The sequence below is a fragment of the Mucilaginibacter paludis DSM 18603 genome, assembly GCF_000166195.2.
GTDB classification, from domain to species: Bacteria; Bacteroidota; Bacteroidia; order Sphingobacteriales; family Sphingobacteriaceae; genus Mucilaginibacter; species Mucilaginibacter paludis.
The window spans coordinates 138,784-155,545 of sequence record NZ_CM001403.1; the positions used below are offsets into that span (position 1 = coordinate 138,784).

The 16,762-nt window shown below is 42.9% G+C and carries 13 protein-coding genes; all 13 read right to left on the minus strand.

The genetic code is table 11. The features are described 5' to 3' along the window. Positions 1-698: 698 nt before the first annotated feature. Positions 699-1,160 carry a hypothetical protein gene (locus MUCPA_RS00615; RefSeq protein ID WP_008503867.1) on the minus strand — a complete coding sequence of 154 codons (462 nt, stop codon included), beginning with the start codon at positions 1,158-1,160 and terminating at the stop codon, positions 699-701. A 452-nt stretch (positions 1,161-1,612) separates the two neighbouring features. Then, positions 1,613-1,759, minus strand: coding sequence for an NAD(P)-binding protein (locus tag MUCPA_RS39460; protein ID WP_394330555.1), 147 nt, complete (start codon positions 1,757-1,759; stop codon positions 1,613-1,615). Between the two features lie 163 nt (positions 1,760-1,922). After that, positions 1,923-2,669 carry a hypothetical protein gene (locus MUCPA_RS00620; protein WP_008503868.1) on the minus strand — a complete coding sequence of 249 codons (747 nt, stop codon included), beginning with the start codon at positions 2,667-2,669 and terminating at the stop codon, positions 1,923-1,925. An 896-nt stretch (positions 2,670-3,565) separates the two neighbouring features. Beyond that, positions 3,566-4,366 carry a DUF1566 domain-containing protein gene (locus MUCPA_RS00625; RefSeq protein WP_040625568.1) on the minus strand — a complete coding sequence of 267 codons (801 nt, stop codon included), beginning with the start codon at positions 4,364-4,366 and terminating at the stop codon, positions 3,566-3,568. Positions 4,367-4,994: 628 nt separating this feature from the next. Beyond that, complete coding sequence (locus MUCPA_RS00635) at positions 4,995-5,642, minus strand: hypothetical protein (protein ID WP_169316142.1); 648 nt, start codon at positions 5,640-5,642, stop codon at positions 4,995-4,997. A gap of 89 nt (positions 5,643-5,731) precedes the next feature. Beyond that, on the minus strand, positions 5,732-9,712 hold the full coding sequence (locus tag MUCPA_RS00640) for an RHS repeat domain-containing protein (RefSeq protein WP_008503872.1): 3,981 nt from the start codon (positions 9,710-9,712) through the stop codon (positions 5,732-5,734). A gap of 558 nt (positions 9,713-10,270) precedes the next feature. Then, positions 10,271-10,993, minus strand: coding sequence for a gliding motility-associated C-terminal domain-containing protein (locus MUCPA_RS00645; protein WP_008503873.1), 723 nt, complete (start codon positions 10,991-10,993; stop codon positions 10,271-10,273). Between the two features lie 458 nt (positions 10,994-11,451). Then, positions 11,452-11,937, minus strand: a complete 486-nt coding sequence (locus MUCPA_RS00650; protein WP_008503874.1) for an ankyrin repeat domain-containing protein — start codon at positions 11,935-11,937, stop codon at positions 11,452-11,454. A 258-nt stretch (positions 11,938-12,195) separates the two neighbouring features. Further along, entirely contained in the window at positions 12,196-12,630 is a 435-nt protein-coding gene (locus MUCPA_RS00655; RefSeq protein WP_008503875.1) for a hypothetical protein, read from the minus strand. A gap of 7 nt (positions 12,631-12,637) precedes the next feature. Beyond that, a complete protein-coding gene (locus MUCPA_RS00660; protein WP_008503876.1) occupies positions 12,638-14,860 on the minus strand; it encodes an RHS repeat protein in 2,223 nt (740 codons plus the stop codon). Beyond that, a complete protein-coding gene (locus MUCPA_RS00665; RefSeq protein WP_040625572.1) occupies positions 14,857-15,087 on the minus strand; it encodes a hypothetical protein in 231 nt (76 codons plus the stop codon). Before MUCPA_RS00665 ends, MUCPA_RS00660 begins: the two co-directional genes overlap by 4 nt. A 658-nt stretch (positions 15,088-15,745) precedes the next feature. Continuing rightward, positions 15,746-16,126, minus strand: coding sequence for a hypothetical protein (locus MUCPA_RS00675; RefSeq protein WP_008503877.1), 381 nt, complete (start codon positions 16,124-16,126; stop codon positions 15,746-15,748). Next, entirely contained in the window at positions 16,126-16,533 is a 408-nt protein-coding gene (locus tag MUCPA_RS00680; protein WP_217220385.1) for a hypothetical protein, read from the minus strand. The genes MUCPA_RS00675 and MUCPA_RS00680 overlap by 1 nt, the downstream gene beginning before the upstream one ends. Between the last annotated feature and the right edge of the window lie 229 nt (positions 16,534-16,762).

A 16,762-nucleotide genomic window follows, 5' to 3' on the forward strand; every position in this document is an offset into this window, starting at 1 on the left:
CGACTCCGATATTCTCCACCTTGAAAAAAAGGCACTTACAAGATATCGTAATTGCCTTTTTTTATGCCCGTGCACACGATTTGCACACTTAGTTTTTAAACGATTTACCACTACAAATAAAAGGCAAAGTAAGCGTACTGTCTCGTCTTTTTAATACAACCTGGTAGCTTCCTTTATCTTTTAAAAGGGTATCGTTATTTAGAAATTTCTCATAAATTGGCAATAGCCCACCGCTTCCCTCTCTGTAACAATGGGTTTCTCCGCTATCCAAGTCCTTTCCAGTTAAAAACACTATTTCACCGTTATGTGATTTAGAATATAATACCAGGTGAAATTGGACGTCATTCTTAAATGCATTAGCATAGTCGTTACAGCCATATTTAGGTTTGAGCATCATATATTACAAACAAGCCAAATACTACCTGCGCGACATATTTAATTATTGTTATTTCTTCTCTTTCCACTTCGTTTCAATTTTTTACCCTGGCGCAAGAAAAAGCCACATCGGTATTACTTTTATAACCATCCACCGCTACCGCAAACATACTAACTCGATTTAACCAATCTATTAAAGCCTACAAATCTATTCACGATGCGTACCTCGTCCCTGCTATATACTTACCCATGGTGAAACACAAGCAAGAACGATTGCGGTATCAAACGAGACGATATAACACATAGCAAATACTATTCACTAACTATTTATTATAGAAATCTTTTCGCCTCTTATAATATTCTTTTGTTTCACCTATTGGTAACCCTATCAAAACAGCACTTTTCTCTTCCCAATTATTAGGGTATTTTTCCTTATTATACAAAAATATGATGTCGTGGGTAGAGGGGTTATCAAAATCTTTTTCCTGAAATTCTAAACTTATCTTTAGTTTTTTATGACTAATTCTCCATGAATTATACATATTGAGGTAATATAGTACTATAGATGTACTAATTCGTTCAATGTCAATACGATGAAAGTTGTCCTTTGGAGCATCTATCTTCTTCAAAAAGAAGCCGAAAACCAGCTCAAAATTAGATAAAATAATTTTTCTTATATAATCAGTATGCTGATCTATTAGTAATACATTTCGCTCGTTTGATCGAACCCGAACATTTCCGTTTTCAGATGTTATTTCCACATCAAGATCATTTAATCCCACCATAGTGTAAAGTTAACAGTGTTTGGCCTGCAGAAGAAAATAAAGGCATCAGGCGAGTGCGAATTTTGGATTACCCGCTTTAATAATGGATTTTTAAAGTGTTCGCTGTATTCCCTACAGCTTAAGTGCAGGTATTTGTTAAACGTACCCATATATGGAAGCATCCTTAGCACCGATTTAAGCCGATGCCATATATTGCTAATTCTATTGCCTCATAAGTCGATACCCGGAGCGTGGATAGCTTATACAAATTGCCCATAAACAATTGCATCTCTTTTTCATCCTCCGCGGCCTTGGTGAGCATTTTGTTTTCCAACCGATCAAAATCAGAGAAAACACTTAACTGCTTTCCGATGTCGTCTTCGGCTCTAAAAAACTTTTCGTGGTTTAAAAATTTATTTCAACCAAGTCAATTATTTCGTTCCACCTATCATAAACACTACTCTTGGGCCCGCCTATCCAGCAACCATTGTACGTATAGGTCTACGGTATAAGGTCCTGCTACCATGATGCCCCTCCCCGCCGGGCGTGCTGTTCATTTCATAAATAGTTACCTGGTAGTCGTTCATACCAAGATAACAGCTCGCGCAAAGCCCGGCCATATCCCCCCCCTATAACGATCGCTTTCTTTTCCATACCGGATGATTTTGGATGAAAATTTGAAACCCTTGTACTTCAAAAGCAATGATCCAGATCATGACGTTGGATGATTAGCGTATCGACATAAAAAACAAAACAGGCAATAGCTTTACTGAGTAAATAAACTCAATTTTTATTGCTTTCCAGCAGTTTCAACCGTTGTTCCAATTGCGCCTGGCTGTTTCGCATCTGCTGCATTTCGTTATCCTTTTCAATCAGATACAGTGTTAACTCTTCCACCTTTTTTATCAACACCTTATTCATTTCCCCTAAATTCAATCCATCATTCCTTACTTCCGCTGCGGATGGCACTTCGGGCAAATGATGATTCTGATCGATATAGGATTTTAACACCGAAAGCGGCATTAATGGATAGCTTGGTTTAAAAACGTAATCGGGCCAGGCACTTTTTAATTGAACAGTAAATGATGCTGCAATAGCCTTGCCGTTAATTGCTAAATTATAACCACTCGGCACGTATGCCGTATTAACCCCCACTGTTCCATTGGTAAAAACAAAAAAATTCTCATTGGAGTTTATCGCCTTATTGGCCATTTGTGTGCTAAACCCCTGGATCTTGATAATCCCTGAATCAGTTAGTGGATTAACAAAGGCATTATTCCCATGGCCGCTATGTCTGAGAGTTAATACCGGCTTGTCAACACCGTACGTATCTCCATTTTTTATCAATGTTAACGCCGTGTTAAATTTGTTTCCCGCGCTACCCATAATAGTATTGGTAGTAACCTCAAAACTGGCTTGTGGCGTTAGCGTACCAACACCGGCGGAACCCCATGTTGGAAATGTATTTTGTGCTTTTATGCCACTGGCGGCTGCAGATAATAAGGTGATAAGGATGAAGATTTTTTTCATTAGTATAAAGTGTAATTTGCTGCTTTCTTCCTGATTAAATGCTGCAACTATTTTGATATCGTTTTTTAAACTATCAGCATTAACCGATCAAAGTATTTCCAGAATATTAAAATAAGTTTCCAAAAAAAACCGCTAAATATTGATTTATTGCTATAAATATAAAAAATAATTTACATATTAAAACACATTAAAAATTATTTCTTTGTATTTTTTAAATGAATAAAAAGTGAACTGCAAACTAAATACCAGCTTAATGATGCTTAAACCGGCAATGAATTTGCAAATCATCAAATAAAAAATTAAAATGGCAGATGATGGAAGAACCATATTTTCTATCTTGTTTCCCCCACTACGATTAAGCGTCCACAATTGCGGCTTTAAGCAGTTTATATGCTAAAAATCCTTCTACACAAAACGCTTGCGGCAGTAATAGGCTTTCCGTCCGTTTTTCGCCAACTTCGGTAATGCGCCCAAGGGTATCGTACAGCGTATAGCTGTATTTTTTTGCCGGATACTGTTTGTCGTTCTGCGATACGGTCAGCCTGCTCAGCAGGTGATACCAGAAACGGTTCGTACCTCCGTCAGGGCTCCATTGCTTCGTTACCTGGTTGGTGCTGTTGTAGATGTAGCTCGTGGGTAGCGTATGGGGTTGCCTTCGGCCCGTGCTTTACGCTCATACGCGCGCAGGCATTAGCCACTTGGCCGGTATCCGCTGCAATCACTAACCCGGATTTTGTTCTGGAAATCAAAGAACGATTTTGAAAACTGCCACTTGTAATTCTAATTAATGCTGTGCTTATCTATATTTATAAAACTAAGCCGGATAGACCTGCATACTTGTTAAGGCACACGCCACAGGCGTGCGCCAGCGTAGGGCTTGCGGTAGCAATAAGACATCAAAATGTTCTAATTGCACGTACATGATGCAATTCGCCCCTGTAAGGAGGAGCCGCTTCAGCAGAACTTACAGCCCATGCGTACAATTCGTCAAATATACCGGCTGTATGATTAACTGAAAAATCCGCACTTGAACTCCAATAAAAAGTATCAGAAAATAAATGTAATTGATCATGCGCCGCAGATGACATCATTAGTTGTAATTCTTCCCTCGATGGCAGAAACCAATCGTTATAACCGCTAATAGTAACTCCATTAACAATGCTTGCTGCATAATAGCCGCTACCTTGAGCGGCTATTATTGCCTGCGTGTTATCTCTGCCGGAGCCGTAATCTGTTGATGTATTAAAGATAGGTAGGGATGTTCCATTCCACCAAGGAACTCCAAAACTTTGATCTGTTAACGAGGCAATTAACCCGTGGCATCCAGAGCCATCCACATAGTAGATAATTCCACCTCCATAAAACTGGCCAACAGCGAATGAACAGGTCACCGTTACAATCGTATAACTGGTACCCACAAGGCCGTTACTATCAGAAACACGCAGGCTATAAATTATTGATGTGGATGGTGTTGTAATCGGGTTCAAAACATCATCATGATTTAAAAAAGCAGATGGGGTCCACTTATAAGTTAGCCCTTTGCCGGTTGCAGTGGCCTTCAGTCTGATGCCAACACCTTGTGGGGTGGTCAAAAATGGTCCGGCACTTGCTGTTTGGGCCTGAGACGGAACGATAAAAAAATTAAATAAGATAAAAAGGATTAAATAATTTCTCATATTTTTTAAAAAATTAAACAATATTATATCATGTTAAGCGGCAAAGTATAGTTAATCAGAATCTAAAATAGATTCTTTATCCCCGCCGCTACCAGAAGCGTACATTACGCTTACAATCCATTCATGCCGCATGCCCCATAGCATGCTGTCTACTTGGCATGGTGGCCACAAGCGAGGACCTATACCGTAGCAATGGGGCGAAAAACTACCAATTGTAATTTTCATATTAATGCCGTGCTTCTTTATGAAACTAAGTCGGATAGATCTGCATAGTTATTAAAGCACACGCCACAAGCGTGCGCCAGCGTAGGGGGCGCCAGCATTGGACTCTTATTCTATTAATACAAAGTCATGTTTTGAACCATCCCAAACATCTTTAATCGGCATTTCTTTTTTCAACATAATAATACTGTTAACGTTGTCAAATTCGATTCTAGCAACTGTTCTACTTCCCATTGGAATTCCATCCCCCCCGCTACCGCAAGCGTCCTCGCTTGTGGATTTAAGCAATTTATACGCTTACAAATCAATTCACGCCGCGTACACCTCATATCAGCTGGCTACTTTGCATAATGACCACAAGCGAGGACGCTTGCGGTAGCGTAGGGGCCAGCATCAGGAGCAACAAAATTGGAGCCCAGCATTAAGTTTATTTATTTTTTAGAAAATTATCTGTTTTTGAGTAATAGCCCGTCAATATACTTGGTATCTCACCATCATTCAAGTCACATAATGAAGAATAAATCCAAGTGAATAAATCAATTCTTCTACCGTTAATCTCATTATAAGGTTGCCAAGTTTCACCATCTTCGTCTAAGACCATAAGCCATGCCCCGTTATATTTCAAATTAAACACATTACCAGAATAAGCAATAAAATAGATCACATTTTTTAAAAGTTCTGTTTTAGTAATCTTTCCTTTTATAAAACTTGCTATAATCTCATGATCGATATACGTTAAACTTTGCTCTGAGTAATCTAACTTTCCAATATCCAATTTTAATAATTGTGCTATTTTATTTCTTGATTCCTCAACCTTTTTTGGTAATTCTTTACCAAAAAAGTTAAGATCAAACAATATATTCTCCGATACCACGCCACCACTAAGTAATCTAACTATATCTTCTTCAGAATTATAGACAAAACAAGCTTTTTTTCCAATTACCAACATTGTACTGTCTTTTAAATTGAAAACTTTTGACATTCCTGGTCGGCTAAGCCTATTATTTAAAACCCCTTTTTGAATTTTTAAAAGTGAGTCAGCTTCATCGAATGTAATTGTCTTATATTTAATCATAGTTGTGTCTTGTTTACTCAAATTGGTCGCCTCTGAATAAGTACTTACAAACATAAATACTAAAAAAAACAATTTATAGAATATATTCATCATTGAATACTAAAATTTAGTTTTGTTTCATTGCCATACCCTTGTCTTTGGATACTTTCTGTTTGAATAGGCTTTTTATTGGTAGTAAGTTCTTTAGTGCTACTTATTCGAATCATATCATCTTTTATTTCGGTCTCAGATTGAAAAACCCTAACCCCTTTTTGCTCAGCAAATTTAACAAGTTGAGGATCAATTTTTGTGTTTGCCGGAGTTATAATATGTAAAAACGCTGCTTTGGATTTTGCTGCGCTTTTATTAATTTCTTTCCCAACCCCAAAAAATCTTTCAAGAAAACTATCGTCTATTTGTAATGCAACGTTGTTTTGATTCGCAAGGATGTTTACAAATCCCTTTAATTGTTCACTATTATCTATAATATTTGATTCTGAAGTTTTCGCATCAATGAAAGCACCTTCTTTCCAAACAAATGTTATATGCGCATCCTCTCCACGAGAATTTCTCCTCACCTCCTGCGTCGCAGACTCTGTTACTGCATCTGGAATGACAGATGAGCTTCGATCAAGTGGGTCGGGATAATATCGCTTAGTGTTTTTTTCGCGATCTAAACTTGCAAGGACCGCAGCTTCAAAAATTCGGCCTAACCGATATTTGAACTGTAAATATTGAACTTGAGGAGTTGATCGTGGAAATTTATTTTGCGTCTGTTTCCAAACATCATTTGCCGTTGCTAATTTTTTAAACTTTGGATATGTAAAGGCTTCCCAATCTGTTGCCTTTTTCTCTTCTGCTCCATCTAGATCTATCGACCAAATTGGTTGATTTCCAGCATACTGATATGGCGTATACCAAGGATAAGCTTCTCTCAACGGATCTACGCTCAAGAACCTCCCCACCCTCGGATCATAAATCCGCATCCCATAATCCTGCTGGTTGCCCTGTCCCTTTACCTCATTATCGTTTTCTTTACCGTTAAATCCATACCGATAATTTAAGCCGTTAGCCGTGTACTGCCTCCCCGGCATCAAACTGCCAAAGGGGTAATAATCCTGAGCCGTAGCCACATCCGCCAGATAATCCGGGCTGGCCACATTCCCGTTGTCCTGCTGTACCCGCCTGTCAGTCAGTGTGGCCAGTACGTTGCCTAAATGATTATTCAACTCATAGAACTTCCTGCCAAGGGTGTCCCATACCGCTATCGAGCTGCCCTGGTTCGCGTTGATATTCGGTGTCCACAAGCCCAAACGGCTGCTGCCGTAAAGGTGCTGCTCGCGCCACATCGTGCTGCTGCCCGTGGTAGTCAGGCTATCGTACAGCGCCAGCGTATTGCCCTGGGCATCGCGCACGTACCACGTGGTTTTATTGCCTCCCGTTTTACTGATCCGCTGGCCACCAGGGTTATACGTATAGCTGATGTTATTGGTGCTTTTATAGATGCTTTGTATCTTGCCGTATACCGTCCACTTAATGCTGTCGATCCCCGCCTGGGTGTCGTGGATCAGGTTGCCGATCGCGTCATAACGGTAATTGTAATTGTCCGTTTGGTTTTTCAGGTCGTCCGTATAAGCCCCGTCACTGGCCGCGTCGTATACCCTGGTGAGCTGGTTATTGCTGAGATACCCATTGACATCTTTATTGTAAAGATAAAGGAGGTTATCCATATTGCCCGCGTTGCCGTTGCGGTTAACCGTCTGGATGTTGCCATTGGCGTCATAGCTCAGGTCTTCGGCGTAATTGGCCGTGATGCTGTTCCGGTTCCAGCTTGTTCCGCTGATGCCGTTATGCTGCCTTGTATTTTTCAGCCGGTTCAACTGGTCGTAATGGTAGGTATACCCTACCGCTGCGCCGCTGTTGAGCGCGCTGATGGCCAAAGTGCTGTTGCTGATATTGCCGTTGTACAAGTTCTGGCCTGTGATATCGCCTGTTTGGTTTTGGTATGGAAGGTTAAAGGCCGTATAGGCTGTCCCCCCTATAGGGCGGTAGTCGCCGCGGTAATAGCCCAGCGCGTAGCCGTAGGCGTCGCGTGCTATGGTGCCGTTATCGCTGTGTCCTGTATAGCCGTCGGCGCTCATCTCGGTTTGCGGGTTTAGCTGCTGCCCGTTTACGCCTTTCAGCCAGCCTTGCAGCGTATAGGCATAGTCTATACCCTGTACCTTGCCATACTGGTCGCCCAGTTCCAGCCGCGCCAGCGGGCCGTGCAGGTAGTATTCGTAATGCGCGTCCTGCTTTTTATTATCGTACAGCAGCTGGCTGCCTGTGTAACGGTTCAATATCGCCTGCGTGCCGCTCCAGGCATCCGTAAGCCGGTTGTCGGCATCGTATTGGTACCAGTAATAAAACTGGTCGGCCTTATTTTGCTGGTAGCCTACAAAGTTCACCTTGCCGCTCACCAGGTCATACTCGTAGTCAACCCGTTTCAGGCCCAGGCCGCTGATTTGCTGCCACAGTGTTTTCACGTTTCCGTCCAGGTCGTAATTATAATAGGTGGCGCTTTGCACGGGGCTGCCCTGCGCCTCGGTATACGTACTCGCCGATACCCGCTTGCGCAGGTTATCCTGCTCCGGCAGTGAGGCGATGCCCCCTGTAGCCGGCGCCGGGGTATCGTAATACGTTTTCGTGATCTGGCGGTTACTGCCCGAAGCTAAGAAGTTTGCAGGGCTTGCTACATAGTCGGGAATCGGGTTATTGTTGATCGTTGTGACGGCCAGCGTGCTGTCCGTCCGTTTTTCGCCAACTTCGGTGATCCTGCCAAGGGTATCGTACAGCGTATAGCTGTATTTTTTAGCCGGGTTCTGTTTGTCGTTTTGCGATACGGTCAGCCTGCTCAGCAGGTCGTACCAGAAACGGTTCGTCCCCCCGTCGGGGCTCCACTGCTTCGTTACCTGGTTGGTGCTGTTGTAGATGTAGCTCGTCGGCAAAGTATGGTTGGGGTAAACGTCCGCCGTGCGGATTTCTTCCACACTGCCCGGGCCGGTAGTGGTAGGGCCGCCCGGGCTGGGCAGGTTAAAGCGCACCCAAATGTTATTAAGATCACTGTCTATCCGAGGTGCGAAGCAGTTGTTGGTAGCCATGATCGTTAATACGGGCTGGCTGAATACCTGATGGTAAAAACGGATATGCTTCAGGGTTGGATAAATATCCGGCAGTTGGATACCGCTGCTGGTGGCTGTCAGGCTCCATGACGCCATCGGAGTGTTACTGGCCTGTATCACTGTCCACATGCCGTTAATAAATATTTGCGGGCTTGTTCCATAGGCAAGGCCGTTAGCCCCTTGAATTATAACATGAGTCCAGGAGCTCAGCGGCAGCACCGAAGGCTGTATGGTGGCGCGGTAATGTTTGCTCCCCGCGTTAAAAGTGGCCATTACAGGGTTAGTACTTATCGTAATGGGGTAGATATCCAATGCAACCGTAGTTCCCTGGATAGCCACGCTGAACAGCCATTTTTGATCCGAAGATACTTCGGTAAACTGGCTGATGCCTGAGGTTGGGTTATATAACCACATTTCGATAGCTACAGGGCCCGTGCTGCCCAGGATACTGCTCAACTGATCAAGCATCGTAGCCCGGTCGTTAATTTTTGCCCGGCTGTTGTAACCGCAGGTGCCCGTAGTGGCTGTATTCCGGTTGTAGCTCACTTGTACAAGGGCTGGCCCGGTAAGCGGGTGCACGCCTTCGGGGGGCACCGTGCGCACCAGGTTATCAGCCTGGTCGTAATAATATAGCGTGTAGTGGTAAACCTGGCTCTGCGTACGCAGGCTGGCTGTGGCCTGCGCTGCCGAACACGTATTGACATAGCTTTGCCTGAAGTTGGTTTTCTCCCCTTCTATATAGGCCTGGTAATCGTTAATGCCGTTTTGCGAAGCCGTGATCACCTGCGCCTCCAGGCAGCCGTACAGATCCTGCGCGATGGAATGGAACGGTGGTTTATTGCATAATATAGCCTGCGGGCTGGTAAGCAGCTGCACTTCGTAATTATGGTAATCGTCATAACCCAGCGCAAAGCCGTAGCGCTGGTTCATAAAGTTCGCCAGGATGGTTTGATAATTAGCGTTAGCCGCTGAGGTATCCAGGTTATTGCCAAAAACAATTTGCAGCGTGTCCTTAGCATGCGAATAATCGGCCGGCGTGATGCAGCCGGTGGTTTAATCATATTGTGGGCGTTGCCTACGGCCCGTGCTTTCCGCTCATACGCGCACAGGCATTAGCCGCTTGGCCGGTATCCGCTGCAATCACTAACGCGGATTGGGTTCCATATTTCAAAGAACGGTTTTGGGAAATTATGGTTGTAATTTTCCTATAAAAAGCCGTGCTTGTTTATTAAACAGAGCGGGAGAAATCTGTATAGTTGTTAAGGCACACGCCACAGGCGTGCGCCAGCGTAGGGCAATGAGTTTGCAAATCATCAAATGAAAAAATTAAAATGGCAGATGATGGATAAAACATATTTTCTATCTTGCTCCCTCGCTACGATCAAGCGTCCTAACTCGCGGATCTAAGCAACCTATATGCTACAAATCCATTCACGCCGCGTACCTCATAGCATAAACCCCAGGTAATTTCTCCTGTATCGTGGAATGTTACCTTATTATGGTGATACTACCGCTTAGTGTAGGCTGCCCATTATTAAGATTAATCACATAATAATATGTACCAACCGGCAACCCTCCCCCATCCCATGGAACAGAGTAACCGGTAGATGTAAATACTGTTTGGCCATCACGGTTATGTACTTCCACCGTACAATTAGGTAAAGTATTAAGATAGGCTATGGTCCAAACGTCATTAATATGATCTCCATTGGGTGTAAATGTATTGGGGATAGAAGGTGGACTATTGTAAACGGTCACTGTCATCTGGCTTGATGCTAAATTACCCTGGTTATCTCCAACGGTTAAGGTATAGGTTGTGGTTTGCGCTGGTGTAACTGTAGTATTTAACACATGCGAATTATTTAGATAGCTGCTGGGGCTCCATGTATAGGATGCCGGACTTGAAGATGTTGCAATAGCTTTAGTTTTAGCACTCCCCCCTAATAGTAATGTTATATTCGGCCCTGCATTTACGGTTGGCGGGTTATTTGTCATGTCCTTTTCATAGCTCCTTTTTATGGGCGTCGGATAAGTTATTGTACTAAGCGAAGATATCGTTGGTGAGAAAAAACTAAAGTCGAAAGTCAATTGCCTATTGTTTAATGTTTTTTTTAACTGCGACATCAACCAATCAGTATAAGTTTCTCCTGAACCCGCAAAAGCCTTTGAAAAAAGAAACAAGGTCGATAAAAAGATAAAACGTATTTTCATTGATAAAAATCTATTATTATTGAAAGTAGTAATTAATAAATTTATTTGCTCTTTTATAATTTCCATTTAAAACAAAATCAGCGTTTGGCCGGTATCCGCTGCAATCACTAACCCTGATTTTATTCTGGAAATCAAAGAACATTTGCGAAAACTACCAATTGTAATTTTCATATTATACTTGTTAAGGCACACGCCACAGGCGTGCGCCAGCTTTGGGAAATTATCCTAAATTTTCCCTTACGTCTTCTAAATTCCCCCGCTACCGCAAGCGTCCTCGCTTGTGGATTGAAGTAGCTTATACACTTACAAATCAATTCACGCCGCGTACACCTCATACCAGCTGGCTACTTAGCATGATGACCACAAGCGAGGACGCTTGCGGTAGCGATGGGAGAAATCTGTATAGTTGTTAGGCACACGCCAACATATAGTACATTTAGAAAATCCATCTAATAATTTCAATTATAATTTGCAAATAATTCCGATAACCCTTTATATCTAGAGGCTATGTCATCTGGACTTCGATTAGCGTTGTTTTTGTGTCTTTTATCGGCGCCAGAGTTCAGAAAAAGTTCGCTTATTTTTATTCTGTTGCTATACCCCTTGTCGTTAAATGCAGCTGTCCATAAAGGTTGATTACCATATTTATCAGCCAAATTCAAATCACCGCCATGATTAAGTATTTTTTTAGCAATCTCATAACGATTATATTCCGCACAATAATGTAAAGCTGTACTTTTTAGAACGTCTTGGTGATTTACATCAATACCTTTGTCTATAAGAAATTCAGCCAAATCAATATAATCGTTCACTGTAGCAAGTTGCAGTAAACTACGCTTGTCCACATCCGTTTGATGAAGTAGTGATTTGTCCTTTGAGATAGCCTCTTTTATTTGACTTATTTGTTCAGTGGATAAATTTTTATCAATATCTATACTTTTCATATTTAATTTGTATCTCTGCATAGTTGTGGCACACGCCATAGGCGTGCGCCAGCGTAGGGAGGATTTGTTCTGGAAATCAAAGAACGGTTTTGAAAACTACCAATTGCAATTTCCTATTATACCCGTGCTTGTTTATTTAAATTAAGCCGGACAGATCTGCATAGTTGTTAAGGCACACGCCACAGGCGTGCGCCAGCGTAGGGTGCAACTTACCTTTTTACATAAGGCTTGTAATGTAACACTACCAACTCGTTATTATTATCCAAATAAACTATCTACGGTAATCAAGTCGATGGTCAACTTATCTTTGGAAAACTGCAAATTCAAACTGTAACTATCAAAAAGATATTTATCCCAATCAGGAACAACTCCGTACAAAAAACTAAAATCGCCTCCACCAGAAGAATTTGGCATACCTAATAAAGATCTGGTATCCTGTTGAGAAAAAGAAAAATCCAGATTAAATGGCAAATTACCCTCAAAGCGACTCCCTCCTTTTTGGCTTCCAGAATAAAAGTGTATTCCTTTTACGTGATAGTTCTTATTTAATATAATATCAATTCCCATCGATAAATTTAACAGAAAGAGGACGTCTATGCCTTCTTCTAAAGAGATAGAAGAAAAATATTCTTTATATAATTTATCATTCTCTATATCTGTATATTTTTTATCGATCCAATTTAAAATATCCATTTACAATTTATTTAAGTGGTACAATTGATTTAAAGGGAACTGATAGGTCTTGAATTACAAGATCTATATCTTTGTTAGAATATCCTTGCTTTAATAACTCTGGGCGGTAAGCATTCACATTACTCCTAATTGCCTCTAATGGATTTTGCGAATCAGCTTTTTGTCTTACAGCAGTATTTCTTCCTCCAAAGGTTTCTGAAGTCTTCATATGCATTTTAGTTTTAATGGCTAAAGTTAAAGAATTTTCCTTTAAGGTACTTTCCTCCAATGCAGTCAATGAACGCCCAAGTCGTTGTTCTTCTGTACGCTTTAAGGATCCAAAAGAAGGAATATGATCCATACTAAATCCTGATTTAGCATTTTGGGCCTTCAATATTTTATACGGCCCAGTTTGTAACGGATTTAAAGCCGTTGTATTTGATTCAGCAGCTTCAGTATTTCCATTATTAATAGCTGTCGCTTGCTGATTTGTCGTGGTTACAGCTGGCTTAGTAACTTCAGGAACTTTGTCTGTGACAGAAGATGCGATCGCTTTAGTATACATTTCACTTTTAGCATTGTCTAATGAAAAAGCCATGAGCATGATTACCGCAGTACCATTCTTTTCCTTTTCTTTATAAGTGGTGGGTAACATTCCTAAACGCGTGCCTGTTCCCACCACAATGACATTACTCGCAACACTTTCACTGTTCCACCAATTTTTCAACGTTTCATAACCTTGCTTAAGAAGCCAAGCTCCATTCCAAGCACCTTCCAAACCATCTAAATCAATATTTTGGATAGGACTATTAGAACCAAACTGATATGGGGTCAATTCTGGATATTGTTTTGCAATCGGATCCACACTCAAAAATCTTCCCAACCTTTTATCATAAATACGTGCTCCATAGTCCTGACCTCCACCAGTAATATCCTTATCATCCTCTTTTCCATTAAATGAATACCGATAATTTACACCGTTAGCCGTATACTGCCTCCCCGGCATCAAACTGCCGAAAGGATAATAATCCTGAGCCGTAGCCACATCAGCTAAATAATCCGGGCTTGCCGCATTACCGTTATCCTGCTGCACACGCCTGTCGGTCAGCGTGGCCAGTACGTTGCCTAAGTGGTTGTTCAGCTCATAGTACTTCCTACCCAGGGTATCCCATACCGTGATCGAATTGCCCTGGTTCGCGTTGATATTTGGTGTCCAGATACCTAATCTGCTGCTGCCGTACAGGTGCTGCTCGCGCCACATCGTGCTGCTGCCCGCGATAGTTAGGCTATCGTACAGCGCCAGCGTGTTACCCTGCGCGTCGCGCACGTACCACGTGGTTTTATTGCCGGCTGTCTTACTGATCCGCTGCCCTGCGGGGTTATACGTATAGCTGATGCCGCCGGTAGTTTTATAGATACTTTGTATTTTGCCGTATACCGTCCAGTTGATACTGTCGATGCCTGATTGGGTGTCGTGGATCAGGTTGCCGATTGCGTCATAATGGTAATTGGTGGCGTCCGTTTGGTTTTTCAGGTCATCCGTATAAGCCCCGTCGCTGGCTATATCGGTTACCGCGTTAAGCCGGTTGCTGCTGGTGTACCCATTGGCATCCATGCTGTAACGGTAAAACAGGTTATCCATATTGCCCGCGTTGCTGTTCCGGTTAACTGTTTGGATGTTGCCGTTGGCGTCATAGCTCAGGTCTTCGGCGTAATTGGCCGTGATGCTGTTCCGGTTCCAGCTTGTTCCGCTGATGCCGTTATGCTGCCTTGTATTTTTCAGCCGGTTCAACTGGTCATAGTGGTAGGTATAGCCTGCCGGGGCGCCGCTGTTAAGCGCACTGATAGCCAAAGTACTGTTGCTGATATTGCCGTTGTACAGGTTCTGCCCCGTGATATCGCCTGTTTGGTTTTGGTAGGGCAGGTTAAAGGCCGTATAGGTAGTGCCTCCTATCGGGCGGTAGTCGCCGCGGTAATAGCCCAGCGCGTAGCCGTAGGCGTCCCGCGCTATGCTGCCGTTATCGCTATGCCCGGTATAGCCGTCGGCGCCCATGTCGGTTTGCGGGTTCAGTTGCTGCCCGTTTACGCCTTTTAGCCAGCCTTGCAGCGTATAGGCATAGTCTATCCCCTGTACCTTGCCGTACTGGTCGCCCAATTCCAGCCGCGCCAGCGGGCCGTGCAGGTAATATTCGTAATGCGCGTCCTGCTTTTTATTATCGTACAGTAGCTGGCTGCCTGTGTAGCGGTTCAATATCGCCTGCGTGCCGCTCCAGGCATCCGTAAGCCGGTTGTCGGCATCGTATTGGTACTGGTAATAAACTGGTCAGCCTTATTTTGCTGGTAGCCTACAAAGTTCACCTTGCCGCTCACCAGGTCATACTCGTAGTCAACCCGTTTCAGGCCCAGGCCGCCGATTTGCTGCCACAGCGTTTTCACGTTCCCGTCCAGGTCGTAATTATAATAGGTGGCGCTTTGCACAGGGTTGCCCTGCGCCTCGGTATACGTACTGGCCGATACCCGCTTACGCAGGTTATCCTGCTCCGGCAGTGAGGCGATGCCGCCTGTAGCGAGCGCCGGGGTATCGTAATACGTTTTCGTGATCTGACGGTTACTGCCCGAAGCCAGGAAGTTTGCAGGGTTGGCTACATAGTCAGGGATCGGGTTATTGTTGATCGTTGTGACGGCCAGGGTACTTGCCGTCCGTTTTTCGCCGACTTTGGTGATCCGGCCAAGGGTGTCGTATAGTGTATAGATGTATTTGTTTGCCGGGGCCTGTTTGTCGTTCTGCGATACGGTCAGCCTGCTCAGCAGGTCGTACCAGAAACGGTTCGTACCTCCGTCGGGGCTCCATTGCTTCGTTCCCTGGTTGGTGCTGTTGTAGATGTAGCTCGTCGGTAACGTATGGGGTTGCCTTCGGCCCGTGCTTTACGCTCATACGCACACAGGCATTAGCCACTTGGCCGGTATCCGCTGCAATCACTAACCCGGATTTTGTTCTGGAAATCAAAGAACGGTTTTGAAAACTGCCACTTGCAATTTTCTTATTATACCCGTGCTTGTTTATTTAAACTAAGCACAGATCTGCATAGTTGTTAAGGCACGCGCCACAGGCGTGCGCCAGCATTGGTAGCGCTGACTAATGAATTGTACCTGATGGAAATTTACTGTATTTTTCTATCCATCCGTCTTCGCTATACAATTCACCCGATAATCCATCACTTATTTCCACAATATCTTTATTGGGATCAATTAAGCTTTTTTCACCTATAGTAAAAGCTTTACTTTGCTCAAACATCCACAGAGCATTATGTAAAACTCTATCGATGATATTCAAAACAATTACATCAACCTTATCATGATAGGCCGTATCAATTGAAATATAAGTTTTGAAGATATTTTGGGCATCAACTGATTTCATTTCCCCCTTTTTGATCGCCAAATACTCTTCAATTGATGCATCTCTTAGATTTTCAATTATTTCTTTCCCAAACGATTCTAATTTCTCTAAAGCTTCCATTATTTTTTTGTTTTATTCCAAGGTATATTTGAAGGTGCAGTAACATTTTGATTTTTAAGATTTTCTAATGATGCCTTAAGTAAATCGTTTGCAAAATCTTCTGTAGCTCCACCAGCCATTAAAGCTTCTTTCGCAATTCTTGTTTGCTCAATCAATGTATTAGGTCTTCCACTATTAGCCAGTTCTCTAAACAACCTTCTTTGAGTTTGAGTCATCGCATTGTGATCAAGTTTTAAATCCTTCATCAATTTCTGACTTATTGAAAACCCTTTATTAGGGTCGTAAGCTGCAACTTCTTTAAATGCCGCTTTTGCATGTATATGATGCCCTCCAACCGCCGCTACTGCAAGCTTCCTCACTTGTGGATTTAAGCAATTTATACGCTTACAAATCAATTCATCTCGCATATCTCAAGCATACTGGTACTTAGTATGATGACCACAAGCGAGGAAGCTTGCGGTAGCATTGGGCAATCACCTAACCCGATTTGCTCTGGAAATCAAAGAACGTCTGGAAAACTACCAACTGTAATTTTCATTAATGCCGTGCTTATCTATATTTATAAAACTAAGCCGGATAGACCTGCATACTTGTTAAGGCACACGCCACAGGCGTGCGCCAGCGGAGGGCACCAGT